Here is a 942-nt window from a genome sequence, read left to right as displayed (position 1 = left end):
GTGCCGGCGGTGAATCCGGAGAGCTCCGATGTCACCGAGATCGCGTACAGGCCAGGGGGTTCGGCGATAGCGGGGTTGCGCGCCATGATGGTCCTCCCATCAAAGAAATTTCGATATCTGCGGGCAAGCTCTTGATCCGATGTGTGTTTGATGATATACCAAATCTACAGCATCTACTGTAGAAGTTCGGTGGATGCGGTGGTGGTAGTCAGTGAACGGTTCCAGTGACTTTTCCTGGAGGTGACCGAAAATGTTGATGCGCACCGATCCTTTCCGTGACCTTGACCGCCTGACCCGACAGCTGTTGGGTACTGCTTCGCAGCCAGCGGTGATGCCGATGGATGCATGGCAGGAAGGTGAGCAGTTCGTCGTCGAGTTCGATCTTCCCGGCATGGACCCGGATTCACTCGACCTCGATGTGGACCGCAACGTGGTGACGGTGCACGCCGAGCGGCCGGTTCGCGCCGGCGAGGCGGAGATGATTGCGGCTGAGCGCCCGCGCGGGGTATTCAGTCGTCAACTGTTCCTGGGCGAGAACCTCGACACCGACAATATCGAGGCCGGCTACGACGCTGGGGTGCTGAGGTTGACGATCCCGCTCGCGGAGCGGGCCAAGCCCCGCAAGATCGAGATCAGCAGCGCCGGGAACAGCAACGGGAGCAGCAAGGAGGTGGGCCGCAAGCAGGAGAGCAAGCAGATCGATGCGTGAACAGCACGCCGGAACAGTCCGCAGTCCACAACAGCATGTTTCGAGAGGGTGCAGCGACAATGACTGGGGTCGATGACGTCGAGATCGACCGCATCGCCGAGGACGAGTGTGAAGTAGCCGGCGAGGGTCGGCGCGGTGACTCGGAGTGGGAGAGGCTGGGTATCCACCTCTGGCACGAACTGGAATATGCTGCCGTGGTGGAGGATTCGGATCGGATTCTCGCCGATGCGCTC

1 protein-coding gene is annotated in these 942 nt (G+C 60.7%); it reads left to right on the top strand.

Annotated features, from left to right (window positions below; all coding sequences use genetic code 11):
* Positions 1 to 250: 250 nt before the first annotated feature.
* Entirely contained in the window at positions 251 to 709 is a 459-nt protein-coding gene (locus ACN50D_RS31245) for an Hsp20/alpha crystallin family protein (RefSeq protein WP_212634193.1), read from the top strand.
* Positions 710 to 942 lie beyond the last annotated feature (233 nt).

Origin of the sequence: Rhodococcus sp. SB1D (assembly GCF_048573875.1) — a bacterium.
Classification (GTDB): domain Bacteria; phylum Actinomycetota; class Actinomycetes; order Mycobacteriales; family Mycobacteriaceae; genus Rhodococcus_F; species Rhodococcus_F qingshengii.
The sequence above is the reverse complement of the archived record's forward strand: the minus strand, read 5'-3'. Positions and strand labels throughout refer to the sequence as shown.

Coding starts and splice junctions, on each gene's coding strand:
- ACN50D_RS31245 (WP_212634193.1), top strand. CDS start 251: ATGTTGATGCGCACCGATCCTTTCCGTGACCTTGACCGCCTGACCCGA.